Consider the following 4,177-nt stretch of genomic DNA (forward strand, 5'->3'; position numbering starts at 1 on the left):
CGGGGGGTGGCGGTCCGTCAGGTCTGCGGGCAGCCGCCCGCCCGGCGGGCGTTGCGCCGCAGCAGCTGCGCCCGGGCCGCCGCGTCCAGGCCCTCGCCGCGCCCGGCCAGCCGGTCGGCCAGCGCGGCCTGCACCGGGACCGGCTTCTTGTCGTCGTACTTGAACTTCGCCCGTACCTCGCGGACCGTCAGCCGCAGCCCGCGCAGGCCCGCCAGCAGCGGTCCGAACGGCGGCCGGCCGGGCTCGACCCGGACCTCGGGGGTCTCCGGCTGGAAGTGCGCCAGCTGGCGGTTGAGGATCTCGGCCTTGCCCGCCGCGTCCTCGACCGGCTCCGCGGTGCAGTGGAACTGCACTGAGGCGTAGTAGCTGGTCGGGGTGCCAGGCTCGCCGCGCCAGTGGCCGGGGGCGAAGACGTAGTCGTCGGTCACCGCCAGGGTGACGTGCGGGTCGGCCCGGACGGCCGCCCACAGCGGGTTGGGCGTGGCGAGGTGGAGCAGGATCTCGCCCCGGTCGGCGTCCAGCAGGAAGTGGGTGGGGACCAGGACGGGGCCGGCGCCGGCCGGGCCGTTGGCCGCCAGCAACCCGAAGTCCCGCCCGGCCGCCAGCCAGGCGCGCCACTCGTCCTCGTCGCCGCGGTCCCAGGAGCGGATCAGCATCAGGCGCCGCCGTGGCCGAACCCGCGCAGGTGGGCGGGGAGCGGGCCGGGGCTGGAGGGGTGCGGCTCGGGGGCGCCGTACACCGTGGTGACGGGGATCAGGCCGGACCAGTGCGGCAGGCCGAGGTCGGCGGCGTCGTCGTCCGCGTCGTCGGCCCGGGTCTTGGCGGAGACCTCGTCCAGGTCGAGCCGGACCACGGCGGTGGCGGCCAGCTCCTTGGCGTTGGCCGGGCGGACCTCGCCGGAGCGGCCGGGCACGGCGTGGTCGACCAGCGCGTCCAGCGCGAGGGCCAGCTCCTCGGGGTCCGTGACCTGGTACGCGGTGCCGTGGGCCACCACCGAGCGGAAGTTGACGGAGTGGTTGAACGCCGACTTGGTCAGCACCAGGGCGTCCACCAGCGTCACCGTGACGCAGACCCGCAGGCCCTGGTCGTCCCCGGCGGCGCGCAGCGGGCGGCTGCCGGTCGAGCCGTGGACGTACAGCCGGTCGCCGACCCGGGCGTAGATGGTGGGCAGCACCACCGGGGCGCCGTCCGGCGCGACGAAGCCGAGGTGGCAGACCCAGGAGCTGTCGAGGATCTGCTGGATCGCCTCCTTCTCCCAGGTGGCGCGGTCCTTGTAGCGGGTGGGGGTGGTGCGAGGGGTCCGGGCGTACGCCGTGTCCGACATGACAACCTCTATGTACTAGTGCATACTTGTGTTTGTGCTAGGAGATTATCGGATCAAGGGTCGGCGCGCCACCGAGATCGCCGCCGACGTTGAGCGCGCGGTCGGTGCCGGCGCGCTGGCGCCCGGCGCGCCCCTGCCCGCGCTGCGCGACCTCGCCGGCGAACTCGGCGTCAACCCCAACACCGTCGCCGCCGCCTACCGGCTGCTGCGCGACCGGGGCGTCATCGAGACGGCCGGCCGCAAGGGCAGCCGGATCCGGCCCCGGCCCGTCACCGCCCCCCGCGACCAGGTCCGGATCCCGGTCCCGCCCGGCGCCCGGGACCTCTCCAGCGGCAACCCGGACCCGGCGCTGCTGCCCGACCTCGGCCCGGCGCTGGCCGTCGCCGCGACCGCGGCCGCCGACCGTCCGGTGATGTACGGCGACCCGGTGGCCGACCCCGGCCTGCTGGAGCTGGCCGCCGCCGCGTACCGCGCCGACGGCGCCCCCGAGGGCGCGCTCGCGGTCTGCTCCGGCTCGCTCGACGCGATCGGCCGGGTGCTGGCCGCCCGGTTGCGCCCCGGCGACCTGGTCGCGGTCGAGGACCCGGGCTGGGGCAGCCTGCTCGACCTGCTGCCCGCGCTCGGGCTGCGGACCGTACCGGTCGGCCTGGACGACCAGGGGCCGCTGCCCGGTGAGGTCGGCGCGGCGCTGGCCGCCGGCGCCCGCGCACTGATCGTCACCAGCCGGGCCCAGAACCCGACCGGCGCCGCGCTCGGCGCGGCCCGGGCCGCGCGGCTGCGCCCGGTACTGGCGGCCCACCCGGAGGTGCTGGTGATCGAGGACGACCACGGCCACGGCATGGTCCACCAGCCGTTCGAGTCGCTGGTCGCGGCGGACGGCGGCGGCGCCGCGGTCCGGCACTGGGCGCTGGTCCGCTCGGCCGCCAAGGCGCTCGCCCCCGACCTGCGGCTGTCGGTGGTACTCGGTGACCGGGACACCGTGGACCGGGTGCTCGGCCGCCAGCGGCTCGACACCGGCTGGGTCAGCCTGCTGCTCCAGCGGACGGTCGCCGAGCTGTGGCGCACCGGCGCCGCGCCGCCCGGGGAGGTCGCCGCCGCGTACCGCGAGCGCCGGGAGGGGCTGCTGGCCGCGCTCGCCGCCCGCGGCATCGCCGCGCACGGGGAGAGCGGCCTGAACGTGTGGGTGCCGGTCCCGGACGAGTCCGGGGTGACCGCGGCCCTGGTGCAGCGGGGCTGGGTGCCCTCGCCGGGCGCCCGCTACCGGCAGCAGTCCCCGCCCGGCATCCGGCTCACCGTCTCGACCCTGACCGCGGCCGAGGCGACCGCCCTCGCGGACGATCTCGCGGGGATCCTCGGCGGCCGCGGCGACGGCTCGCGACTGATCTGAACCGACCGGTAACTCAGCGAAATACCTCTGTCGGATACCTAGCGGTAACAAGCGCGGGCATGTCACATTCATCGCGCCACCGGCCGGCGGCCCACCCTCACCCGTGCCTCGCGACCCCACCTTCGCGAGGCCGTCCGCAGGAGTTTCGCCGTGCCCAAGAGCCGACGCACAACCCCACGCACCCCGCGCACCCCGCGCATCCTCGCGCTGCTCGCCGCAGCAGCGCTCGCCCTGCCCGGCCTGACCGCGCTGGCCGCCCCCGCCGGGGCGGCCGAGACGGCCGGTACCACCACCGCCACCGTCTCGATGGGGGACAGCTACATCTCCGGCGAGGCCGGACGCTGGCAGGGCAACAGCCTGACCACCAGCGGCAGCCGCAGCGGCACCGACCGCGCCTACACCGGCAGCGGCTACGACCCCTCCCGGGTCTACGGCAGCACCTACGCGAGCGGGTGCGACCGCTCGGACGTGGCCGAGATCCGCAGCGCCGGCACCATCAGCCAGGCCCAGATCAACCTGGCCTGCTCGGGCGCCGTCAGCTCCAACGTCTTCCGGGCCTCCAACGGCGGCCAGTCCTTCAAGGGCGAGGCCCCGCAGGCCGACCAACTGGCCACCGTGGCCCGGCAGTACAACGTCAAGCTGATCACCCTCTCGATCGGCGGCAACGACCTGGGCTTCGCCGACGTGATCTCCAGCTGCGTGCAGGACTACCTGGTCTGGTACTCCTACTGCCACGACGATCAGCAGGCCGCGGTCGACTCGCAGATGGACGCGGCGATGGCCGGCGTCTCCAAGTCGGTCGACGAGATCCGGGCCGTGATGTCCGCGGCAGGCTACGCCAACGGCAGCTACCGGATCGTGCTGCAGTCCTACCCGTCGCCGATCCCGCGCAGCAGCGAGAACCGCTACCCGGAGAGCGGCTGGACCCGGGCCAACACCGGCGGCTGTCCGTTCTGGAACCAGGACGCGGACTGGGCGCGCGACAGCCTCGTCCCGCAGATCTCCAACGGGATCGCCGCCGTGGCCGCCGCCAAGGGCGTGCAGTTCCTCGACCTGCGCGACCTGCTGCAGGGCCGCGAGGTCTGCTCCAAGGCCACCAAGCTGGCGACCTCCTCCAGCGCGCCCTCGGCGACCACCAGCGAGTGGGCCCGCTGGCTCGACATGGGCACCTCCACGCAGGGCACCCTGCAGGAGTCGTTCCACCCGAACTACTACGCCCAGCTCGCGCTCGGCCGCTGCCTGACGCTGCTCAACGCGCAGCCGACCGGCAACTGGTCCTGCCGCAACACGGCGGGCAAGGACACCACCGGGGTGTACCTGGCCGCCCGCTGACCGACCCCGCGGCCGACCCGGCCCGCCGGGCACGGACGCGAACCGGCGCCGCCGTCCCACCCGGGACGGCGGCGCCGGACTGCTGCGCCGGTGGCTAGCTGTATTGATCACGAGCGTTGTTGACAGTGGTCGGG

At 75.1% G+C, this 4,177-nt stretch carries 4 protein-coding genes; 2 read left to right on the forward strand and 2 right to left on the reverse strand.

Annotation, left to right across the window (positions count from 1 at the left end):
- Positions 1-17: 17 nt before the first annotated feature.
- Both AA75_RS40265 and AA75_RS40270 read right to left on the reverse strand, forming a co-directional pair.
- Positions 18-656, reverse strand: a complete 639-nt coding sequence (locus AA75_RS40265; protein WP_033825444.1) for an FMN-binding negative transcriptional regulator — start codon at positions 654-656, stop codon at positions 18-20.
- Entirely contained in the window at positions 656-1,324 is a 669-nt protein-coding gene (locus tag AA75_RS40270; protein WP_033825445.1) for a pyridoxamine 5'-phosphate oxidase family protein, read from the reverse strand. Before AA75_RS40270 ends, AA75_RS40265 begins: the two co-directional genes overlap by 1 nt.
- Positions 1,325-1,358: 34 nt before the next feature.
- Between AA75_RS40270 and AA75_RS40275 the strand changes: the two genes are divergently transcribed.
- Both AA75_RS40275 and AA75_RS40280 read left to right on the forward strand, forming a co-directional pair.
- Positions 1,359-2,711 (forward strand): aminotransferase class I/II-fold pyridoxal phosphate-dependent enzyme, encoded by a 1,353-nt coding sequence (locus AA75_RS40275; RefSeq protein WP_033825446.1) that lies wholly within the window; start codon positions 1,359-1,361, stop codon positions 2,709-2,711.
- Between the two features lie 150 nt (positions 2,712-2,861).
- A complete protein-coding gene (locus tag AA75_RS40280; RefSeq protein ID WP_082527198.1) occupies positions 2,862-4,043 on the forward strand; it encodes a GDSL-type esterase/lipase family protein in 1,182 nt (393 codons plus the stop codon).
- Positions 4,044-4,177 lie beyond the last annotated feature (134 nt).

This window comes from Kitasatospora sp. MBT63, from assembly GCF_000710465.2.
In the GTDB taxonomy this organism is placed as follows: Bacteria; Actinomycetota; Actinomycetes; order Streptomycetales; family Streptomycetaceae; genus Kitasatospora.